The following is a 20,013-nucleotide window of genomic DNA, read 5'->3' on the forward strand; positions in this document are numbered from 1 at the left end:
CGCTCGATCACGCTCGCAGCCGGAGCCCCTTCGGCGTCGCCCGGAACCCCGCTTCGGTGAGGACCTCGGCCAGCTTCGACCCCCACGCGCCCTCGCCGTCGGCGCGTTCGACCGCGAGCTGATCCAGCCGGCCCTCGCGCACCACGCGGGCCAGACCGGCGGCAGCGGACCGCAGAGCGGTGTCGTCCTCGGTGAACGACAGCAGCGACTTGCCGCCGCGCTCGACGTAGAAGACCACTTCGCCGGCCACCAGCACCACCAGCGCGCCGGCCTTCCTGCCCGGCCGGTGCCGGGTGTCGCCCATCGGCGACGGCCAGGCCAGCGCGCCGCCGTAGGGCTGCGCGGGATCGGCGGCGGCCAGCACCAGGGCATCGGTGTCCGCCTCATCGTCGCCGGAGAGTGCGCGCAGCCTGTCGATCGCGCCCGGGATGGCGAACTGCGCGGCGCCGAGCCCTTCGACGACGTACCCGCGGCGGCAGCGCCCGGACTCCTCCATCGCGCGAAGCACCTTGTACACCGCGGAGAAGCCGCCGGTCACCCGCTCGACGTCCAGCGCGCCCCGGGTCAGCACGCCGTGCCGCTCCAGGAACGCCTCGGCCCTCGCGTGCGCGCGGCGGGTGGGCTCGGCGGCAGGCTGCGGCGCCAGCGACCAGCGCCCGGAGACCGTCGGCGGCCCGCTGCGCGGAGGCATCGACGGCCGTCCCGCCCGCAACCGCGCGTACCGCCCGCGCGGCGCGCTGCGGCGCGGTTTGTGCGCGGCGCCCCGCCCGGAGACCAAGGCGCGCAACGGCGCTAGCGTGTCGTTGGTGACGGTCCCGGCCCAGACCAGGTCCCACAGGGTCGCGGTGACCGCGTCGTCGGCGGGCGCCTCCTCGTCCTGTTCGAGCAGCAGCCCGCCTGCCCGGTCGGCCAGCTGCCGGAAGAACTGCGCGCCACCCTCCAAGGAGGACAGGACGGCCCGGTGCAGCGGTGAATCCGGTGGCTCCTCGACGAGGTCGGGCAGCAGCAGGTCGGCGACATCGGTGGGCGCCAACGCGATCCACCCGTCACCGCCCGCCAGCGAGCCAGACCCGACCCAGCTCACCTCGCCGGTCGCGGTCAGCTCGTCGAGCAGCGCGGGGGAGTAGCCGGGCAGCCGGGAGGGCAGGACGAGCGATTCCAGCGCACTGGCCGGGACCGGCGCCCCGGCCAGCTGCTCGACGACCGAGTACACGTCGTCGACTGTCGGAGCGGTGCGCAGCCTGGCGCCGATGCCGTGCCACATCGGCAGGAACCTGCCCAGCGCAGCGGGTTCCACCGGTTCGACCTCGGCGCGCAGCCGGGCCAGCGAGGCACGCCGCAGGCGGCGCAGGACCTCCGCGTCGCAGTAGTCGAGCTGGCCTCCGCCGCCGGCTTCCAGCGGGCGCAGCTCGCCGCGCACCAGCCGTCCCGACCCGGTCAGCCGGTCCAGCACGCCGTGCACCACGGCCACCCCCAGCCCGAACCGCTGCGCTGCGGCGTCGGCGGTGAACGGGCCGCGGCAGCGCGCGTAGCGGATCAGCAGCTCGCCCAGCGGGTCGGCGACGGGCTCGGTGAAGGCTTCCGGCACCCCGACCGGGAGCGCGACGCCGAGCGCGTCGCGCATCTTCCCGGCGTCCTCGATCGGGATCCACCGCTGCTCCCCGGCGATCCGGACCTGCAGGACGCGGCGCTGCTCGGCGAGCTCGGTCAGCCACTCCGGTCGTGCGCCGCGCTTCTCGGCCTCCGTCGTGGACAGGTCGCCGAGGAAGCGCAGCAGGTCGGCGGTGCCTTCGGCGTCGCGCACGTGGCGGTCGGGGTCGAGCCGCTGCAACTGCTGCTCGATCTCGGTGAGCGCTTCGGTGTCCAGCAGCTCGCGCAGGGCCTCCGAGCCGAGCAGCTCGGCGAGCAGCGTGGAGTCCAGGCTCAGGGCCGCGGAACGCCGTTCCGCCAGCGGAGCGTCGGTCTCGTAGAGGAACATCCCGACGTAGCCGAACAGCAGGTTGCGCGCGAACGGCGACGGGCTCGGGGTCTCGACCTCGACCACCCGCACCTTGCGGGCCGCGACCTGCTGCATCAGCTCGGACAGGCCCGGGACGTCGTAGACGTCCTGCAGGCATTCGCGCATGGCTTCCAGCACGATCGGGAACTGCTCGTACTGGGCCGCGACGGCGAGCAGTTGAGCGGATCGCTGCCGCTGCTGCCACAAAGGCGTGCGGCGGCGCGGGTCTCGGCGCGGCAGCAGGAGCGCCCGCGCCGCGCACTCCCGGAACCGCGCGGCGAACAGCGCCGAACCGCCGACCTCGTCGGTGACCAGCTGCTGCACCTCGGCGGGCGGGAGCAGCACGTCCTCGGCGGTGGGCAGCACCTCGGCCCCGGACTCGTCGAGCGCGTCGGCGAGCCGCAGCACGATGCCGTCGTCGGAGGAGGCGATCTGCGGTTCGATGCCGCGTCGCTCCCGGATCCGCGCGCCGACCGCCAGCGCCCACGGGCCGTTGACCTGCGCGCCGAAGGGGGAGTGCACCACCATCCGCCAGTCGCCGAGCTCGTCGCGGAACCGCTCGACCACGATGGTCCGGTCGTCCGGCACGTGCCGGGTGGCCCGGCGCTGTTCGTCCAAGTAGGACAGCAGGTTCGCGCTCGCCCACTCGTCCAGTCCGGCGGCGGTGACGCGTTCCTGCGCGGCGGAGGTATCGGCACTGGTCAGCTCGCGGACGAAGGCCCCGAGCGCCCTGCCGAGCTCCAGCGGGCGGCCGGGTTGGTCGCCCTTCCAGAACGGCATCCGGCCCGGCTGGCCCGGTGCCGGGGTGACGATGACCCGGTCGTGGGTGATGTCCTCCACCCGCCACGCGCTGGTTCCCAGCAGGAACGTGTCCCCGACGCGGGATTCGTAGACCATCTCCTCGTCGAGCTCGCCCACCCGCACACCGCCGCGACCGGCCTCCTCGTCGCCGGGCGTGGTCACGGTGAACAGACCGCGGTCGGGGATGGTGCCACCGGAGGTGACCGCGAGGCGTTGCGCACCCGGCCGGGCGCGGAGCTCGTCGTTGACCCGGTCCCACACGATCCGCGCGCGCAGCTCGCCGAACTCCTCGCTGGGGTAGCGCCCGGCGAGCATGTCCAGCACCGCGTGCAGCGCCGAGTCCGGCAGCCCGGCGTAGGGAGCGGAGCGGCGCACCAGCGCCGCGAGCCCGGCCACCGACCAGTCGTCCATCGCCGCCATCGACACGACCTGCTGGGCCAGCACGTCCAGCGGGTTGCGCGGGTAGGCGAGGGATTCGATCAGCCCGTCGGCCATCCGTTCCGACACCACCGCGCAGCCGACGAGGTCGCCCCGGAACTTCGGGAAGACGACGCCGCGTGAGACAGCCCCGACCTGGTGCCCGCCGCGCCCGATCCGCTGCAGCCCGGAGGCCACCGTGGGTGGCGTCTCGATCTGCACCACCAGGTCGACCGCGCCCATGTCGATGCCCAGCTCCAGCGAGGAGGTGGCCACCACGCACGGCAGGCCGCCGGACTTGAGCTCCTCCTCGACCACGGCCCGCTGCTCCTTGGACATCGAGCCGTGGTGGGCCTTGGCCACCGCGGGCGGCGCTCCCGATCCGATGCCGGACCCACCGACGGCCTCGGCGGGGAACCGGGTCATCGGTTCCGGTTCCTCGGCTGCGAGCTCGTTGATGCCCGCGGTGAGCCGTTCCGCCAGCCGTCGCGAGTTGCAGAACACGATCGTCGAGCGGTGCTGCCGGATCAGCTCCAGGACGCGTTCCTGGACCGACGGCCAGATCGAGGGGTGCTGCGCGGCCTGATCACCGGGATCGTCGGTGGAAGCGCCCAGTTCGGTCATGTCCGGCACTGGCACCTCCACCCGGACCTCGACCTCCTTCGGGTGGGCGGGCTGCACGGTGCGCACGGGCCGCCCGCCGGCCAGGTAGGTCCGCACCTCCTCGACCGGTCGCACAGTCGCCGACAGCCCGACGCGCTGCGCGGGGCGGGCCAGCAGCTCGTCGAGGCGCTCCAGCGACAGCGCGAGGTGCGCTCCGCGCTTGGTGCCCGCCACGGCGTGCACCTCGTCGACGATCACGGTCTCCACGCCCGCGAGGGACTCGCGGGCAGCCGAGGTGAGCAGCAGGAACAGCGATTCCGGCGTGGTGACGAGGACGTCCGGGGGCTTGCGGGCGAACGATCGCCGCTGGTCGGCGGGGGTGTCGCCGGTTCGGATGCCGACCTGGACGTCCGGTGGTTCGCTGCCCAGCCGCTGGGTGGCCTGCCTGATCCCGGCCAGCGGGGCGCGCAGGTTGCGCTCCACGTCGACGGCCAGGGCCTTCAGCGGCGACACGTAGAGCACCCGGCAGCGCAGCTTCGGGTCCGGCGGGACGGGTTCGGCCGCCAGTCGGTCGAGCGCGGACAGGAAGGCCGCGAGCGTCTTGCCGGAACCGGTCGGCGCCACCACCAGGGCGTGCTCACCCGCCGCGATGGCCTCCCACGCACCCCGCTGCGCCTCGGTGGGCGCGGCGAAGGCACCGCGGAACCAGTCGCGGGTCGCCTCGGAGAAGCCGTCCAGCACGTCGCTCATGCCTCCATGCTGGACCACGCCACCGACGAACGGCGCTGGTGACGGTGCTCGTCGATCGGTCGCGCCCGGAGCGCGGGTCGCCTGGCCCGCCACCCGCACGGCTGCGCGAAGTGGTTCCTCAGCGGCGGTTCTGCCAGAAGAAGCGGATGGCCAGCACGATGACGGCCAAGAGGGTCGCGGCGATCACCACTTGGCCGAGCGGCGTGGACATGCCGGTCGGATCGGCCTGCAGGAGCAGCACACCACCAGCGTACGGGTCCCACGTAAGGTGGTCGACGATGCGCCACACCGCTTTCCGCCGACGCATGGCCGAGGAGTTCGGCCGCGTGCGGTCCGAGATGCTCTCCCAGGACCACGTGTTCTCGTCGCTGGGCGGTAGGACCGTCGACCAGGCGCTCGAAGCCGGGTGCACGACCAAGGAGGTCTGGACGGCGGTCTGCGAAGCCTTCGAGGTTCCGCCGGAACGCCGGTGAGCGATCAGCCGCGGCTGCGCTGGTCCTGCGGGAAATCGGCCCAGAGGTTCTGGGCGCTGACCTGCTGCTGCTCGGTGCGCCCTGATTCGCGGTAGTGCTCGTAGGCCCTGCGGCGCTCCTGCTGCACGTTGCGCAACCGCTCGGCGGTGACCCGCCGCTGCTGCGCCGCGGTCGGGTGCCCTTCGGCGACCGCCATCTCGTCCTCGCACATCGGCTCGATCTCGGCGATCCGCTGCTCGTCGGCGATCACGTCGCTGCGGTCCTCGTGCGCCGGCGGCTGGTGGTGGCGGTAGCGGACGTAGGGGTTGTCCTCGGTCAGACCGCCGCTGACCCGGCCGTAGAGGCCGAAGAACAGCAGCGCCAGGCCTGCGACGAGGCTGAACACGACGTTCCGCAGCTCGAAGGCGAAGACGTTCCACGCGGTGTTGAGCACCGCCAGGTTGGCCAGGCCGGACAGGACGAACAGCCCGCCGATGGCCGCGGTCGTGGTGGAGGAGAGCGATCCGCCCCAGGCGGCGGCGCCGACCAGGATCGCGCCGACCGCGATCGAGACCACGGCGAGCAGGCCGTTGCTGGACAGGCCCAGCACGTCGATGCCGTCGGTGGTGAACAGCGGGACCCGGTTGGCGATCCCGAGCGCGCCGAAGATCATCAGGCACGTTCCGAAGACGGCCGCTGCGATCCGGTGGAAGCGGGCCAGCGGGTGTTCCGGTGGAAGGTAGCGATCCATCCGCATGTCGTGCACCTCCTGGACAACGCGAGGTGCTTCCCAGTGTCCGCTTGTGGCGAGCGGTTCGCACCGTCACACGTCCAGGTGATGTGACCGGCGTGTCGGGCTGACGCTCGAACATTCGTTCGCTTAGTATGGGCGCAACGGGAAGGGGATCGCCCGCAAACCCCGCGAGCCGGATTGTCGGTCCCAGCCCGTAGCGTCTGAAACGACGCGAACGACTCGTCTCACAGAGTCGCCCGAAGACCCGACTCGAAGACTTCACCGAGGTGGACCCCGATGGCAGCAGCGACACCGGACAAGGGCAAGGCGCTGGAACTGGCGCTCAGCCAGATCGACAAGCAGTTCGGCAAGGGATCGGTCATGCGGCTCGGCGAGGAGTCGCGGCCGCCGGTCGAGGTCATCCCCACCGGCTCCATCTCGCTGGACGTCGCGCTGGGCATCGGCGGTCTGCCGCGCGGTCGCATCGTCGAGATCTACGGCCCGGAGAGCAGCGGTAAGACCTCGGTCGCCCTGCACGCCGTGGCCGGCGCCCAGCAGCTCGGCGGAACGGCGGCCTTCGTCGACGCCGAGCACGCACTGGACCCGGAGTACGCCAAGGCGATCGGCGTGGACACCGACTCGCTGCTGGTCTCCCAGCCGGACACCGGTGAGCAGGCGCTGGAGATCGCGGACATGCTGATCCGCTCCGGCGCTCTGGACGTCATCGTCATCGACTCGGTGGCCGCGCTGGTGCCGCGCGCCGAGATCGAGGGCGAGATGGGCGACAGCCACGTCGGTCTGCAGGCCCGCCTGATGAGCCAGGCGCTGCGGAAGCTGACCTCCGCGCTCTACAACGCCAAGACCACCGCGATCTTCATCAACCAGCTCCGCGAGAAGGTCGGCGTCATGTTCGGCTCTCCGGAGACCACCACCGGTGGTAAGGCCCTGAAGTTCTACTCCTCGGTGCGTCTGGACGTGCGCCGGATCGAGACGCTCAAGGACGGCTCCGACGCGGTCGGCAACCGAACCCGCGTGAAGGTCGTGAAGAACAAGGTCGCGCCGCCGTTCAAGCAGGCCGAGTTCGACATCATCTACGGCGTCGGCATCAGCCGCGAGGGCTCGCTGATCGACATGGGTGTCGAGCAGGGCATCATCCGCAAGTCCGGTGCCTGGTACACCTACGAAGGCGACCAGCTGGGCCAGGGCAAGGAGAACGCCCGCAAGTTCATGCGGGAGAACCCGGACGTGGCCAACGAGATCGAGAAGCGGATCAAGGAGAAGCTCGGCATCGGTGCCACCCTCGACACCGAGGGCGAGAAGGCCGCCGAGCCCGCGCCGGTCGAGTTCTGATCTGAGCCTGGGCAGAAATGAACGACGAAGGTGCCACGCGCCGGGGGCGAGGTCGTCGCGCTCCCGGCGGCGAGTCCCGGGACGGCGAGGCGGCGGAGAACAAGCCGCCTCGCAAGCCCGAAGACCCGGCGGCGCATGCCCGTGACGTGGTGTACCGGTTGCTGGCGAGTCGCGCCCGCAGCCGGCTCGAACTGCGGCAGGCATTGCTGCGCAAGGAAATCGACGAAGACGTCGCCGACGGCGTGCTGCAGAAGTTCGCCGACGCGGGTCTGATCGACGACGCCTCGTTCGCCGAGGAGTGGGTCAACCAGCGCCAGCGCTCGCAGGGCCTCGGTCGCAAGGCGCTGGGCTTCGAGCTGCGCCGCAAGGGCATCGACGAGCACCTGGTCGAGTCCGCTCTGTCCAACGTGGACGGCGATGCGGAGGCCGAGCGCGCTCGTGAACTGGTGCAGCGCAAGCTGCGCAGCATGAACTCCCTCGACCGCACTGCGAAGATGCGCCGCCTGGTCGGGATGCTCGCCCGCAAGGGCTACTCCGAGGGCCTCGCCTTCCGCGTCGTCAAGGAGGAGATCGAGAACGCCGGGGACGACTCCGCGGGCTCGGACTTCGATTTCTCTTGAGCTCTCAACGGTTTCTGGGCCGTTGGGGTGAACCCGGGCGAACTCCGCGCTGAAACCGGCCTGCATCCCTAAGCTCCTGCGCGTCGCATGGACCGGCAACCCGACGCCGGTCGCGCTCCACGGACCTGGGGGAACGCTGTGAGCCAGCCCACGCGCACGCAAACGCGGAATCCGTACCTGCCGCAGCCGAAACCCAGATTCGGCAAGTTGGCGTGGACGGCGTTGATCCTCGGGATCGTCGGTCTCTGCGGTTCGGTCGTGCCCATCTTGAGCCACCCGACCGCGATCGCCGCGCTCATCGGCCTCGTGCTGGGGATCATCGCGTTGTTCGGAAGCAGGAAGGCGCTGGCCGGAATCGGTTCGGTGCTCTGCGTTCTGGCGGTCGTGGCCACGGTCCTGCTCCAGGGCACGATGGTCGCCGAGCTGAACCGGGTCTTCACCGGCGCTCATCCGGCGCCGGCGGAGAACGCGGCACCCGCGCCGGTTCTCCGGCTGGGATTCGGCGATCGGCACACGTGGCCGGACGGCCGCGCGATCTCGGTCCTCCCGCCTGCTCCTTACCAGGAGCTCAGCGAGTTCTCGCGTCCTTCGGCCGGCAAGCGGCACGTGCAGTTCCAGGTCGCCATCCGCAACGGCGGCCAGGACCCGTACAACGCCGTGACCGCGACGATCACCGTCGAGCACAACGGCCGCATGGCCAAGCAGCACTTCGGGGCGGGCGATCCGATCCCCGTCGCGCAGCTGCCCCCGGGCGGAGAAGTGCGCTACACCACGGTCTTCGAGATCGGCGCTGAACCGGGCGAGCTCCAGGTCAGCGTGCAGCCGTCGTTCAACACCGAGGAGACCGCCCGATTCGCAGGCCCGGTCTGATTCTCGGACGTGGGTACCAGAACGTCGGTGGCCCGTCGTAGGGTTCGTGGTCATGACGAAGGCGAGCCCGCGGCACATCGTGTGGGACTGGAACGGAACGCTCCTCGATGACAACCACGCGGTGGTCTCGGCGGTGAACAGCGTGTGCACCCACTTCGACCGGGAGCACATCGACATCGACGAGTGGCGCGCGATCTTCAGCCGCCCGCTGCGCGCCTGCTACGAACGTCTCCTCCGACGTGAGATCACCGAGGACGACTGGTCGCGCGTCGACCGGCTCTACCACGTCGCCTACCGCGAGCTGCTGGATTCCTGCGGCATGACCGAGGGGGTCCCGCACGTGCTGCAGGACTGGGCGGCGACGGGCGGAACCCAGTCGCTGCTGTCGATGTGGTTCCACGACGAGCTCGTCGACCTGGTCACGGCTCGCGGCCTGCACGATCTCTTCGACCGGATGGACGGGCTGCGCAGCTCGGTGGGCGGCGGTTCCAAGGACGTGCACCTGCGAGCGCACCTCGAGGCGCAGGAGCTCGACCCGGCCGAGGTGGTGCTCATCGGTGACGTCCTCGACGACGCCCACGCCGCCGAACAGGCGGGCGCGCAGTGCGTCCTGGTCACCACCGGAGTGATGGACCGCCCGAAGCTGGAGAAGTCCGGTTGCCCGGTCGCGGACTCGCTTCCGGAGGCCCTCACGCTCCTCGCGGCCTGAGGCCCGGGACGCCCGCCTGCGAGCGGGCGCCCCGCGATCTCAGCGCAGCGCGGCGGCCTCGGCGGCCAGCTGCTCGATCTTCGCCCACTCGCCCGCGGCCAGCAGGTTCTTCGGCGCGAGCCAGGAACCGCCGACGCATCCCACGTTGGGCAGCGCCAGGTAGTCCGGTGCGCTCGCCGGGCTGATCCCGCCCGTCGGGCAGAAGCGCAGGTGCGGAAGCGGTCCGGCGATGCCCTTGAGGAACGGCACTCCACCGCTGGGCTCGGCGGGGAAGAACTTCATCGCGGTCGCACCGCGCTCGGCCAGCCGCATCGCCTCGGAAACGGTGCCCGCGCCCGCCAGGTACGGAACGCCCGAGGCGTCCAGGTCGTCCAGCAACCGGTCCGTCGTACCGGGCGTGACCAGGTAGCGGGCACCGGCGTCGGCGGCCTGCTTGGCCTGGCCGACCTCGGTGATCGTGCCGGCCCCGGCGACCATGTCGGGAACCTCGGCCGCGATCCGCTCGATCGAGGGGAGACCTGCCGGCGTGCGCAGGGTGACCTCGATGGTCCGGATCCCGCCGCGCAGCAGCGCTTCGGCCAGCGGGACTGCGTGCTCGACGTCGTCCAAGGCCACCACCGGGACCACGGGCGCCAGGTCGAAGACGTCGGCTGCGGTGTTCATCTGCTCTTCCCCTCGCTTCGGGGCGGTCGTCCCGCCGCTGGTCATGCTCGCACCTGGCTGGTTCGCGGCTGCGCTTGCCCGAACACGCTCGCGCCCTGGTCGGCGCGGCCGACTGCCTGGCGGAACGCGGCGAACAGCTCGCGCCCGGTGCCGAACGGAGCCGGGTCGGCCCCGTCGGCGGGCGCGCGCGAGGCGAGCTCGTCGTCGGGCACGAGAACTTCCAGGGTTCCTCGGTCGGCGTCGAGGCGGACGAGGTCACCGTCCTGGATCCGCGAGAGCGGTCCGCCCGCAGTGGCTTCCGGGGTGAGCTGGATCGCCGCCGGGATCTTGCCGGACGCACCGGACATCCGGCCGTCGGTGACGAGCGCGACCTGGTGGCCGCGGTCCATCAGCACGCCCAGCGCCGGGGTGAGCCCGTGCAGCTCGGGCATGCCGTTGGCCCGCGGACCCTGGTTGCGGATCACCACCACGACGTCGTGGTCGATCTCGCCCGCGGCGAAGGCGGCCGTGAAGGCGTGCTGGTCGTCGAAGACCCGCGCCGCTGCGGTGACGGTGCGGTGCTCGGCCGCCACCGCCGACACCTTGATCACCGCGCGCCCGAGGTTTCCCTCCAGCACCCGCAGCCCGCCGTCCGGCGCGAAGGGGTCGTCGACCCCGCGCAGCACGTCCTCGTCCAGGCTCTTCGCCGGGGCGTCCCGCCACACCAGCTCGCCGTCGTCGAGGAACGGCTGCTGCCGGTAGCGGTCGAGGCCGGGCCCGGCGACGGTCTGGACGTCGGCGTGCAGCAGTCCCGCGTCCAGCAGCTCGCCGACCAGCGTCTGCACGCCACCGGCGGCCGCGAAGTGGTTGATGTCGGCCGAGCCGTTCGGGTAGACCTGCGCCAGTGATGGCACGACCGCGGACAGCTCGGAGAAGTCGTCCCAGGTCAGCTCGATGCCCGCGGCGGCAGCGATGGCCGGCAGGTGCAGCGTGTGGTTGGTCGAGCCGCCGGTGGCCAGCAGCGCGACCACGCCGTTGACGATCGCCTTCTCGTCGAGCAGCTCGCCGATCGGCGCGCGGTCATCGCCCTGCCCGAGGCGCACCACCTGCCGGCCCGCCTCTTCGGTCAGCGCCTGGCGCAGCGGGGTTCCCGGTGGGACGAAGCTGGACCCGGGCAGGTGCAGGCCCATGGCCTCGACGACCAGCTGGTTGGAGTTGGCGGTGCCGTAGAACGTGCAGGTGCCGGGGGAGTGGTAGGAGGCGGATTCGGCCTCCAGCAGGTCTTCCCGGGTCGCCTTGCCCTCGGCGAACAGCTGCCGGATCCGGCTCTTCTCGCGGTTGGGGAGGCCGGAGGGCATAGGGCCCGCCGGAACCAGCAGGGTCGGCAGGTGACCGAACGACAGCGCGCCGATCAGCAGACCGGGCACGATCTTGTCGCACACGCCGAGAAGTAGCGCCCCGTCGAACATCTCGTGGGACAGCGCCACACCGGTGGCCATCGCGATCACCTCGCGGGAGAACAGCGACAACTCCATGCCGGTGCGGCCCTGCGTGATCCCGTCGCACATCGCGGGCACACCACCGGCGAACTGCGCGACACCACCCGCCTCGCGCACCGAATCCTTCAGCCACGCGGGGAACTCGGCGTAGGGCTGGTGCGCGGAGAGCATGTCGTTGTAGGCCGACACGATCGCCACGCCGGGCTTGCGGACACCACGCACCGCGAGCCGGTCGGAGCCGCTGCACGCGGCGAAGCCGTGCGCGAGGTTGCTGCAGGGCAGCTCGGCCCGGACCGGGCCCTGAGCGGCCGCGGCGGTGATGCGCTCCAGATAGGCGGAGCGGGTCTGCGCGCTGCGCTCCGCGATGCGGCGGGTGACCTGGTCGACGACGGCGTGCACTGGCGCCATGATCGCCTCCGATTGTTCAGCTGGACAAACGGGCGACAACGCTGGCGCCACATGGCGCGGGTCACACTAGCGGGTGTGGCCTGGATTTCACAATCGATCCAGTCGGGTGATCGTGGGGTGGGGAAGTTTTCATGAAAACTTCCCCACCCCACGAAACCCGTTCCCGCTGGGGTCCGGGCGTGCGCGATCATGGATTCCTCGCCCCGATGTTGAAGGAGTGGTTGTGAGGATTCGCCTGCTCGCCGTCGCGGCACTGGCCGTCGTCCTGACCGGATGCGGGCAAGCCGAACCCGCAACGCCGCCACCGCCTCCGCCCGCTGCCGAGATGCCGGTCCCACCGCCGAACTCCTCGGCGGGAAGCGACGTGGAACTAGGCAGCTCGCCGACGCTGACCGCGATCAAGCAGCGCAAGCGCCTGCTGGTCGGCGTGCGCGCCGACCAGCCGGAGTTCGTGACCAGGGATCCGGCGGGGGAGTACCGCGGATTCGACGCCGACGTCGCCCGCGACCTCGCCGACCGCATGGGTCTCGACCCCAACACCCAGGTCCAGTTCCGCCGCCTGCCGCCGAACATGCAGCGCAACGCGATCGGCGCGGGCAACGTCGACATCATGCTCGGCGGCACCGCGAACGACCCGCAGCTCATCGCGATCCCGTACGCGGTCACCGACGCCGAGCGGAACGTGGTCGTCAAGGCCGACGATCCGAAACTCGTCGACGAGCTGCGGGCGATGCTCGAAGCCGGTGTCGCCGACGGGACCTGGCAACGCCTCGCCGACCAGAACCTGACACCCCAAGGCATTTCGGCTCACCCGTGAAGAACGGGGTGCCTCCGCGCGGAGGCACCCCGTTCTTCACGGATCCGGTCAGACCGCGGCGGTGGCTTGGCCGGCGTCCTGGAGGGCGACCGTGCCGAGCTTGCCCTTGCGGCCCTGGCTGAGACGACGTTCGGTGAAGGTCGCCAGCTTGCTCAGCGCGTAGTTGATGAGGATGAAGATCGCACCGACCACGATGTAGGTCTGGATCGGGTTGTTGAGGTTCTGGATGATCACCTGCGCTTCGCGGACCACGTCGACGTAGGCGACGATGAAGCCCAGCGAGGTGTCCTTGACGATGACCACGAGCTGGCTGATCAGCGCCGGCAGCATCGCCCGGAACGCCTGCGGCAGCAGCACCTGGCTCAGCACCTGGCCGCGGCGCAGGCCGATGGCGTAGGCGGCTTCGCTCTGCCCCTTCGGCAGCGCCAGGATCCCGGCCCGCACGATCTCGGCGATGATCACCGAATTGTACGCGGTCAGGCCGATCACCAGGAACCACATCGGCGAGAGGTCCAGGCCGAGCGAGGGCAGCACCCGGAAGGCGAAGAACACCATGATCACGACCGGAACGCCGCGCAGCAGCTCGACCACGCCGACCACGAGCCACCGGTACCACGGCGCGCTCACCACCCGGGTGATCGCCAGCAGGGTGCCGATGACCATCGAGAACACCATCGCCAGCACGGCTGCGGTAAGCGTTCCCAGCAGGCCGGTGCCCATCAGGCCCCAGAGCGCGGTGAACGTGCCGTTGGTCGGGTCCAGCAGCGGACCCCACTTCTCGGCGGTGAGCTGCCCCTGCGTGCCCAGCGTGTAGACGATCCAGCCGACGAGCGCGAGCAGCAGCAGGCCGACGGTGGCGCTGGCGACCAGCGAACGCCGCTTCGCCTGCGGGCCGGGGGTTTCGTAGAGAACCGCGTTGGTCATCGCGCGATCGCCACCTTCCGCTCCAGGTAACTCAGCAGCAGACCGGCCGGGATGGTGATCACCAGGTAGCCCAGGACCACGCCGATCAGCACCGGGAGCGCGGACAGGCCGCGCGCCGAGGTCAGCGTGTCGCCGACGGAGAACAGGTCCCCACCGACGCCGAACGCGCCGACCAGCGCCGAGTTCTTGATCATCGCGATGATCACGTTGCCCAGCGGCGGGACCACCGTGCGCACCGCTTGCGGGAGCACGACCAGCGACAGCGACTGGCCGAAGGTCAGGCCCACCGCGCGAGCGGCCTCGGCCTGACCGGCCGGAACGGCGTTGACGCCGCTTCGGATCGCCTCGCACACGAAGGCCGAGGTGTAGAGCGCCAGGCCGATGGTGCCGAACCAGAAGTAGGAGCCGTTGACGCCCAGCTCCGGCAGGCCGAACGCCATGAAGAACAGCACGACGGTCAGCGGGCAGTTGCGCAGCACGTTGACCCAGGTGGTCCCGGCGCCGCGCAGCGGAGGCAGCGGGGAGACCCGGAAGCCCGCCGCGATGGTGCCGAGGACCAGCGCGATCAGGCCCGCCAGCAGGCAGATCTCCAGCGTGCGAACGAGGCCGCTCAGGTACAGCGGCAGGTTGTCGATGATGACTTGCACAGGTTCCACTCCGGCCAGGAGATGAGGGTGCCGACCGGAAACGGACGACACCCTCATTCCGCGATCAGGTCAGCTGCAGGGGTCGGGTTGCGGGAGGTTCGGCGTCTGCTTGGAGACCTTGCCCGCGGTCGCCTGCCAGGCCTTCGCGTAGGTGCCGTCCTGGCTTGCCTGCGCGAGCGTCTTGTCGATGAACTCGCAGAACTTCGTGTCGCCCTTCTTGATGCCCATGCCGTAGGGCTCCTCGGTGAAGGGCTTCTCCACCAGCTTGAACTGGCCGCCGCTCTGCTCGACCAGACCCATCAGGATCACGTTGTCCGTGGTGACCGCCTGGACCTGGCCGGTGCGCAGCGCGTCGGCGCACTTGGAGTACACGTCGAAGAGCACCAGGTTCTGCTCGTCGACGTACTCCTTGATCTTCTCGGCCGGGGTCGAGCCGGTCACCGAGCAGACCTTCGCCCCGGTGGGCCGCAGCGCCTCCGGACCGGTGATCTGGGCGTTGTCGGACTTGACCATGATGTCCTGGCCGGCCGTGTAGTACGGCCCGGCGAAGCTGATCCGCTGCTTGCGGGAGTCGTTGATCGTGTAGGTCGCGACGACCATGTCGACGCGGTCCTGCTCGATGATCTCCTCGCGGGTCTTGCTCGGCGCCTCGACCCACTGGATCTTGTCCGCGGGGATGCCCAGCTTCGCCGCGACCAGCTTGGCCATCTCGACGTCGAAGCCCTGCGGCTTGCCGTCCAGGCCGTTGAGGCCGAACAGCGGCTGGTCGATCTTGGTGCCGATCCGGATCGTGCCCGCCTGCTTGAGGTTGGCCATCGTCGTGCCGGGTTCGAACTGGGCGTTCTGATCGACCGGGATCTCCGGGGCGCCACCGGCCAGCTGGTTCTCGCCGCCCCCGCCGCAGGCGGACAACGCCAGGGCCAGCGATGCCGTCAGCACCGTGACCAGGCGGACTCTCTTGCCTCGCATCTGCTTACGCCTCTCTGTGCAATGGTGGTGACACTCAGTGGGTGAGGATCTTGCCGAGGAAGTCCTTGGCCCGTTCGCTCTTCGGCTCTCCGAAGAACTTCTCGGGCTCGCCGTCCTCGACGACCTCGCCATCGGCCATGAACAGCACTCGGTGCGCGGCGCGGCGTGCGAAACCCATCTCGTGCGTGACGACGACCATCGTCATGCCCTCGTCGGCGAGGCCGGTCATCACGTCGAGCACCTCGTTGACCATCTCCGGGTCCAGCGCTGAGGTCGGCTCGTCGAAGAGCATGACCTTCGGCTTCATCGCGAGCGCGCGGGCGATCGCCGCCCGCTGCTGCTGACCGCCGGAGAGCTGCGCGGGGTACTTCTCGGCCTGGTCGGCGATGCCGACGCGCTCCAGCAGCTTCATCGCGTCGCGCTGCGCCTCGTCCTTGTTCTGCCCGCGGACCTTGATCGGCCCGAGCGTGACGTTCTCCAGGATGGTCTTGTGCGCGAAGAGGTTGAACTGCTGGAAGACCATGCCGACGTCGGCGCGCAGTTCGGCCAGGGCGCGTCCCTCGGCCGGGAGCGGAACACCGTCGATCTCGATGGTGCCGTCGTTGATCGGTTCCAGCCGGTTGATGGCCCGGCACAGCGTGGACTTGCCGGAACCGGAGGGACCCAGGACCACGACGACCTGTCCCTTGGGCACTTCGAGGTCGATCGACCGCAGCACGTGCAGTGAGCCGAAGAACTTGTCGACCGCGGACATCCGGATCATCGGGACGTCCGTGGGGGCTGCGGTCATTCAGTGCTCCCGAATGAGTCGGTTTTGCGGATTTCGTTTGCCGAAACTTAAGCCTGCTGCTGCTCCGGCGTCCAGTGCTTGGGATGGATCGGTTGTTTCAAATCCGTTACGCACCGGAGTGGGGTTCGTCCACTTGCCCGCTCGTCGCGTCGTCACTCCCGTAACGCCGGTTGCGTTCCGTAACCGGCCAGAGCGGGGGACTCCTGCTCGCTCGTCGTTCCGGGCGGGTGCATCGGGGATCTGACCAGGCGCTACCGTGGAACGGTGAGCACGAAGACGTACGAGATCCGCACTTTCGGCTGCCAGATGAACGTGCACGATTCCGAGCGGCTCGCGGGCATGCTGGAGGACGCGGGGTACGCGCGGGCCGAGACCGGCCGTGAGATGCCGGCCGATGTGGTCGTGTTCAACACCTGCGCCGTGCGCGAGAACGCCGACAACCGGCTCTACGGAACGCTCGGTCACATGCGCCCGCAGAAGGACATCAACCCGGGCATGCAGATCGCCGTCGGCGGCTGCCTCGCGCAGAAGGACCGCGACACGATCGTCAAGAAGGCGCCCTGGGTCGACGTCGTCTTCGGCACCCACAACCTCGGTTCGCTGCCGACGCTGCTGGAGCGCGCGCGGCACAACCAGGAGGCCGAGGTCGAGATCCTGGAGTCGCTGGACGTCTTCCCGTCCACGCTCCCGGCCCGGCGCGACTCCGCCTACTCCGGCTGGGTCTCGGTGTCGGTGGGCTGCAACAACACCTGCACCTTCTGCATCGTGCCCGCGCTGCGCGGCAAGGAGAAGGACCGCCGTCCCGGCGAGATCCTCTCCGAGGTCGAGGCGCTGGTGTCCGAGGGCGTCCTCGAGGTGACCCTGCTCGGCCAGAACGTCAACGCCTACGGCGTGGAGTTCGGCGACCGCTTCGCGTTCGGCAAGCTGCTGCGCTCCTGCGGTGAGATCGACGGGCTTGAGCGCGTGCGGTTCACCTCGCCGCACCCGCGCGACTTCACCGACGACGTCATCGAGGCGATGGCCGAGACGCCCAACGTCTGCCCGCAGCTGCACATGCCGCTGCAGTCCGGTTCGGACCGGATCCTCAAGGCGATGCGCCGTTCCTACCGCAGCGAGCGCTTCCTCGACATCGTCGGCAAGGTGCGCGCGGCGATGCCGGAAGCGGCCATCACCACCGACATCATCGTCGGATTCCCGGGGGAGACCGAGCAGGACTTCGAGGACACGCTGGAGGTCGTGCGCCGCGCTCGCTTCTCCAGCGCCTTCACCTTCCAGTACTCCAAGCGCCCGGGCACGCCCGCTGCGGACATGCCCGAGCAGCTGCCCAAGGAGGTCGTGCAGCAGCGCTACGACCGGCTGGTCGCGCTGCAGAACGAGATCTCCTGGGAGGAGAACCAGAAGATCGTCGGCCGTGAGGTCGAGCTGCTGGTCGCCGAGGGGGAGGGGCGCAAGGACGCCGAAACCCACCGGCTGTCCGGCCGCGCCCGCGACGGCCGCCTGGTGCACTTCACCCCCACCGGTGCGCTCGACGGCGAGATCCGGCCCGGCGATCTCGTGCGCACCACGATCACCCGCGCCGCTCCGCACCACCTGGTCGCCGACGCCGACATCGCCGGTCACCGGCGGACCCGCGCGGGCGATCACTGGGAGGAGGGCGTGCGGCCCAAGACCTCCGGGGTCAGCCTCGGGTTGCCCTCCATCGGTGCCCCGGCCGCGGAGCCGGCGGCGCAGCAGGGATGTGCGTGTTGAGCGAGGAGCAGGACGTCGAGCAGCGCGGCGAGGTGCTGCGGCAGTTCGATCCGGGCAGGAAGGCGCTGATCATCGCCACGGTGATGCTGGTGCTCGTGGTGAGCGCGTTGCTCCCGTGGGTCGCTGGCAGCGCCGGTTGGCAGGTGCTGACCGGCCAAGCCGATCCCGCGCTGAAGGTGGGGCTGCTGCCCCGGTTGTTCGCGATCAACTCCGCGATCGTCGGCCTCGGTTTCGGCGCGCTGGCCCTGATCACCCGGCGCTGGGGCGCGGCCTTCCTGGCAGGTGTCGCCGGCCTGGTGGTCACCTTCGAAGGCATGATCGCGATCTGGTCCCGCCAGACCAGCGGCCACACCGGTCCGGGGCTCGGCCTCGTGCTCGCGGTCGTGTGCATGGCGGTGCTGGCGATCCAGTGGATGCGCATCGTCTGGTCCCGCGACTGAGACCGCGGGCAGTTTTGGTCCGAACCGTCCCATGATCATGTCCGTTCCGCCCGGACAGTTCGGACCAAAACTGCCCCGAACGAACACGACGCCCGCACCGAACCCCGGCGCGGGCGTCGTCGTCTTCGCAGATCAGCGGCTGGCGATCGCCTGCTCTGCCGCGTGCAGCCACTCGCGCCACTGCGCCGCCTGCTCGTCGGCCTTCTTCGCCCGTCGCTCGTCGCCCGCTGCGCGGGCCTTCTCCGCCTGGGCCTCGAACTGCTCGACGCGCTCGCGGAACTGATCGACCCGCGCCTGGGCCTCCGGGTCCGTGCGACGCCACTGGGCGTCGGCGGCGTCGCGCACCTTGTCGGCGACGCCTCGCAACCTGCCCTCCAGCTCGCGCATCCGCTCGCGCGGCACCTTGCCGATCTCGTCCCAGCGCTCCTGCACCCGCTGCAGCTGCGACTGCGCGGTCTTCAGATCCGCTGACGGGTCGATCTGCTCGGCCTCGACCAGCAGCTCCTCCTTGAGCTTGGCGTTGGCCACGAACTCGGCGTCGCGCTCGGAGAACGCCTCCGAGCGACGGCTGAAGAACCGGTCCTGCGCGGCGCGGAAGCGCTGCCAGAGCGCGTCGTCGCTGTCCTTCGGCGCGCGACCGGCGGCCTTCCACTCGGCCATCAGCTGCTTGTAGCGGTTGGCCGCGTCGCCCCACTCGCTGGACTCGGTGAGCGCCTCGGCCTCGTCGACCAGCTCCTGCTTGCGGGACTTGGACGCCGCGCGCTGCCGGTCCAGCTCGGCGAAGTGCGAACCGCGACGGCGGCTGAACGCGTCGCGGGCCTTGGAAAAGCGTCGCCACAGCTGTTCATCGGTCTTGCGGTCGACGCCGCGGACCTTCTTCCACTCGTCGAGGATCTGGCGCAGCCGGTCACCGGCCGATTTCCAGTGCGTCGCCTCGTGGGCGATCTCCTCGGCCTCCGCGACCAGCGCTTCCTTGCGGGCGATGGCCTCGGCGCGGGCGCGCTCCTTCTCGTGCTTGGCGCCCTCGACGGCTTCCTCGGCGCGCACCAGCAGGTGTTGGATGCGGGCGTCGAGCGCGGCGAGATCACCGATCACCGCGGCGTCGGCCAACGACTCGTGCAGGTGCTTGGCGTTGCTGAGCGTGTGCTTCGGCTCGCCTGCGTGGGTGCCCAGCCGGGTCTCCAGCAGCTCGACCTCGGTGACGATGTCGTCGAACTTGCGCGCGTAGAGGGCCAGGCCTTCGGCCGCATCGCCGGCTTGCCAGGAACCGATCGCCCGCTCACCGTCGGCGGTGCTCACGTACACCGTGCCGTCGGCATCCACCCGTCCCCACCGGGACGGATCAGCGGAGGCCTTCGGTACTGCGGGCGCGACCGCGGGTGACCCGGTGTTGCTCGTGGTCGAGTCCGCGACCGCCTTGTTGGCGACCGACTCGGGGGTCGTGTCCTGGTGCGTCATGGCCGGGTTCCTCCTTGCGTGCCCGCTCCGATGCCCGTGACCAGCACGGGCGCCCCGCATCGGCGGGGCCCAGCAAGCGTCGGCCCGGACCGTCGGACGGTCCGGCCTCCGTTGGCGCATTCAAACAGGTCAACAGCCGATTCGGTACTCCATGACCGAATCGGTGCCCGGTTGGAACCTGGGAGCGTCGTGACCTGCACGGCTTCATTGTCATCGGTCACCCGTGCGGTGGCAGCGAGCAGGGTGCCGATGCCTCGCATCGACCCGCTCCGCCGCAGTGCGCGGCCACCCGCTCCAGCCAACTCGACCGTGACCTCATACCGCGCACGGGCATGACCACCCGCGCGCCCTCGTGCCGTACCCGCC

Annotated in this window: 18 protein-coding genes; 8 read left to right on the plus strand and 10 right to left on the minus strand. The window is 70.4% G+C overall.

Going from position 1 to position 20,013, the window contains the following annotated elements:
* Positions 1-7: 7 nt before the first annotated feature.
* The gene (locus tag ACYVF3_RS03000) at positions 8-4,570 is read right to left on the minus strand and encodes an ATP-dependent helicase (RefSeq protein ID WP_461152702.1); all 4,563 of its coding nucleotides are present in this window, start codon (positions 4,568-4,570) and stop codon (positions 8-10) included.
* Positions 4,571-4,688: 118 nt separating this feature from the next.
* Positions 4,689-4,811, minus strand: coding sequence for a hypothetical protein (locus ACYVF3_RS03005; RefSeq protein ID WP_461152703.1), 123 nt, complete (start codon positions 4,809-4,811; stop codon positions 4,689-4,691).
* A gap of 37 nt (positions 4,812-4,848) precedes the next feature.
* Here ACYVF3_RS03005 and ACYVF3_RS03010 point away from each other — a divergent pair, with 37 nt between their 5' ends.
* A complete protein-coding gene (locus tag ACYVF3_RS03010; protein ID WP_461152704.1) occupies positions 4,849-5,043 on the plus strand; it encodes a DUF3046 domain-containing protein in 195 nt (64 codons plus the stop codon).
* Between the two features lie 4 nt (positions 5,044-5,047).
* On the opposite strand, the gene ACYVF3_RS03015 is transcribed toward ACYVF3_RS03010, so the two are convergent.
* Entirely contained in the window at positions 5,048-5,779 is a 732-nt protein-coding gene (locus ACYVF3_RS03015; RefSeq protein WP_461152705.1) for a DUF4383 domain-containing protein, read from the minus strand.
* A 273-nt stretch (positions 5,780-6,052) separates the two neighbouring features.
* Here ACYVF3_RS03015 and recA point away from each other — a divergent pair, with 273 nt between their 5' ends.
* The 4 genes from recA to ACYVF3_RS03035 all read left to right on the plus strand — a co-directional run bounded on the left by recA (position 6,053) and on the right by ACYVF3_RS03035 (position 9,304).
* Positions 6,053-7,105 (plus strand): recombinase RecA, encoded by a 1,053-nt coding sequence (recA, locus tag ACYVF3_RS03020; protein WP_145742262.1) that lies wholly within the window; start codon positions 6,053-6,055, stop codon positions 7,103-7,105.
* Between the two features lie 17 nt (positions 7,106-7,122).
* Positions 7,123-7,725, plus strand: a complete 603-nt coding sequence (locus tag ACYVF3_RS03025; RefSeq protein ID WP_461152706.1) for a regulatory protein RecX — start codon at positions 7,123-7,125, stop codon at positions 7,723-7,725.
* A 258-nt stretch (positions 7,726-7,983) separates the two neighbouring features.
* Positions 7,984-8,595, plus strand: coding sequence for a hypothetical protein (locus ACYVF3_RS03030; RefSeq protein ID WP_461152707.1), 612 nt, complete (start codon positions 7,984-7,986; stop codon positions 8,593-8,595).
* A gap of 52 nt (positions 8,596-8,647) precedes the next feature.
* Positions 8,648-9,304: an HAD family hydrolase gene (locus ACYVF3_RS03035; RefSeq protein ID WP_461152708.1), complete on the plus strand. Its 657-nt coding sequence runs from the start codon at positions 8,648-8,650 to the stop codon at positions 9,302-9,304.
* A gap of 39 nt (positions 9,305-9,343) precedes the next feature.
* Here ACYVF3_RS03035 and eda read toward each other — a convergent pair whose 3' ends face one another.
* On the minus strand, positions 9,344-9,967 hold the full coding sequence (gene eda, locus ACYVF3_RS03040) for a bifunctional 4-hydroxy-2-oxoglutarate aldolase/2-dehydro-3-deoxy-phosphogluconate aldolase (protein ID WP_461152783.1): 624 nt from the start codon (positions 9,965-9,967) through the stop codon (positions 9,344-9,346).
* A gap of 41 nt (positions 9,968-10,008) precedes the next feature.
* Positions 10,009-11,853, minus strand: a complete 1,845-nt coding sequence (edd, locus tag ACYVF3_RS03045; RefSeq protein ID WP_461152709.1) for a phosphogluconate dehydratase — start codon at positions 11,851-11,853, stop codon at positions 10,009-10,011.
* A gap of 223 nt (positions 11,854-12,076) precedes the next feature.
* On the opposite strand from edd, the gene ACYVF3_RS03050 reads away from it, so the two are divergent.
* Complete coding sequence (locus ACYVF3_RS03050; protein WP_461152710.1) at positions 12,077-12,670, plus strand: substrate-binding periplasmic protein; 594 nt, start codon at positions 12,077-12,079, stop codon at positions 12,668-12,670.
* Between the two features lie 48 nt (positions 12,671-12,718).
* Here ACYVF3_RS03050 and ACYVF3_RS03055 read toward each other — a convergent pair whose 3' ends face one another.
* From ACYVF3_RS03055 to ACYVF3_RS03070, 4 genes are read right to left on the minus strand one after another with little or no spacing between them, the layout of a single operon-like run.
* Positions 12,719-13,594: an amino acid ABC transporter permease gene (locus ACYVF3_RS03055; RefSeq protein ID WP_461152711.1), complete on the minus strand. Its 876-nt coding sequence runs from the start codon at positions 13,592-13,594 to the stop codon at positions 12,719-12,721.
* A complete protein-coding gene (locus tag ACYVF3_RS03060) occupies positions 13,591-14,250 on the minus strand; it encodes an amino acid ABC transporter permease (RefSeq protein ID WP_461152712.1) in 660 nt (219 codons plus the stop codon). The genes ACYVF3_RS03055 and ACYVF3_RS03060 overlap by 4 nt, the downstream gene beginning before the upstream one ends.
* 60 nt (positions 14,251-14,310) lie before the next feature.
* Positions 14,311-15,210 carry a glutamate ABC transporter substrate-binding protein gene (locus ACYVF3_RS03065; RefSeq protein ID WP_461152713.1) on the minus strand — a complete coding sequence of 300 codons (900 nt, stop codon included), beginning with the start codon at positions 15,208-15,210 and terminating at the stop codon, positions 14,311-14,313.
* 34 nt (positions 15,211-15,244) lie between these two features.
* The gene (locus ACYVF3_RS03070) at positions 15,245-15,973 is read right to left on the minus strand and encodes an amino acid ABC transporter ATP-binding protein (RefSeq protein WP_461152784.1); all 729 of its coding nucleotides are present in this window, start codon (positions 15,971-15,973) and stop codon (positions 15,245-15,247) included.
* A gap of 291 nt (positions 15,974-16,264) precedes the next feature.
* On the opposite strand from ACYVF3_RS03070, the gene miaB reads away from it, so the two are divergent.
* Positions 16,265-17,749 (plus strand): tRNA (N6-isopentenyl adenosine(37)-C2)-methylthiotransferase MiaB, encoded by a 1,485-nt coding sequence (gene miaB / locus ACYVF3_RS03075; RefSeq protein ID WP_461152714.1) that lies wholly within the window; start codon positions 16,265-16,267, stop codon positions 17,747-17,749.
* Positions 17,746-18,189, plus strand: a complete 444-nt coding sequence (locus ACYVF3_RS03080) for an Rv2732c family membrane protein (protein WP_461152715.1) — start codon at positions 17,746-17,748, stop codon at positions 18,187-18,189. Before miaB ends, ACYVF3_RS03080 begins: the two co-directional genes overlap by 4 nt.
* Before the next feature lie 132 nt (positions 18,190-18,321).
* Here ACYVF3_RS03080 and ACYVF3_RS03085 read toward each other — a convergent pair whose 3' ends face one another.
* Positions 18,322-19,647, minus strand: a complete 1,326-nt coding sequence (locus tag ACYVF3_RS03085; protein WP_461152716.1) for a DUF349 domain-containing protein — start codon at positions 19,645-19,647, stop codon at positions 18,322-18,324.
* Positions 19,648-20,013: the final 366 nt, after the last annotated feature.

Source organism: Saccharopolyspora tripterygii (genome assembly GCF_054778355.1).

Bases quoted from the DNA above. Each gene is read 5' to 3' on its own strand.
- ACYVF3_RS03000 (WP_461152702.1), bottom strand. From the start codon at position 4,570: ATGAGCGACGTGCTGGACGGCTTCTCCGAGGCGACCCGCGACTGGTTC.
- ACYVF3_RS03010 (WP_461152704.1), top strand. From the start codon at position 4,849: ATGCGCCACACCGCTTTCCGCCGACGCATGGCCGAGGAGTTCGGCCGC.
- ACYVF3_RS03015 (WP_461152705.1), bottom strand. From the start codon at position 5,779: ATGCGGATGGATCGCTACCTTCCACCGGAACACCCGCTGGCCCGCTTC.
- recA (WP_145742262.1), top strand. From the start codon at position 6,053: ATGGCAGCAGCGACACCGGACAAGGGCAAGGCGCTGGAACTGGCGCTC.
- ACYVF3_RS03025 (WP_461152706.1), top strand. From the start codon at position 7,123: ATGAACGACGAAGGTGCCACGCGCCGGGGGCGAGGTCGTCGCGCTCCC.
- ACYVF3_RS03035 (WP_461152708.1), top strand. From the start codon at position 8,648: ATGACGAAGGCGAGCCCGCGGCACATCGTGTGGGACTGGAACGGAACG.
- eda (WP_461152783.1), bottom strand. From the start codon at position 9,967: ATGAACACCGCAGCCGACGTCTTCGACCTGGCGCCCGTGGTCCCGGTG.
- edd (WP_461152709.1), bottom strand. From the start codon at position 11,853: ATGGCGCCAGTGCACGCCGTCGTCGACCAGGTCACCCGCCGCATCGCG.
- ACYVF3_RS03055 (WP_461152711.1), bottom strand. From the start codon at position 13,594: ATGACCAACGCGGTTCTCTACGAAACCCCCGGCCCGCAGGCGAAGCGG.
- ACYVF3_RS03065 (WP_461152713.1), bottom strand. From the start codon at position 15,210: ATGCGAGGCAAGAGAGTCCGCCTGGTCACGGTGCTGACGGCATCGCTG.
- ACYVF3_RS03070 (WP_461152784.1), bottom strand. From the start codon at position 15,973: ATGATCCGGATGTCCGCGGTCGACAAGTTCTTCGGCTCACTGCACGTG.
- ACYVF3_RS03085 (WP_461152716.1), bottom strand. From the start codon at position 19,647: ATGACGCACCAGGACACGACCCCCGAGTCGGTCGCCAACAAGGCGGTC.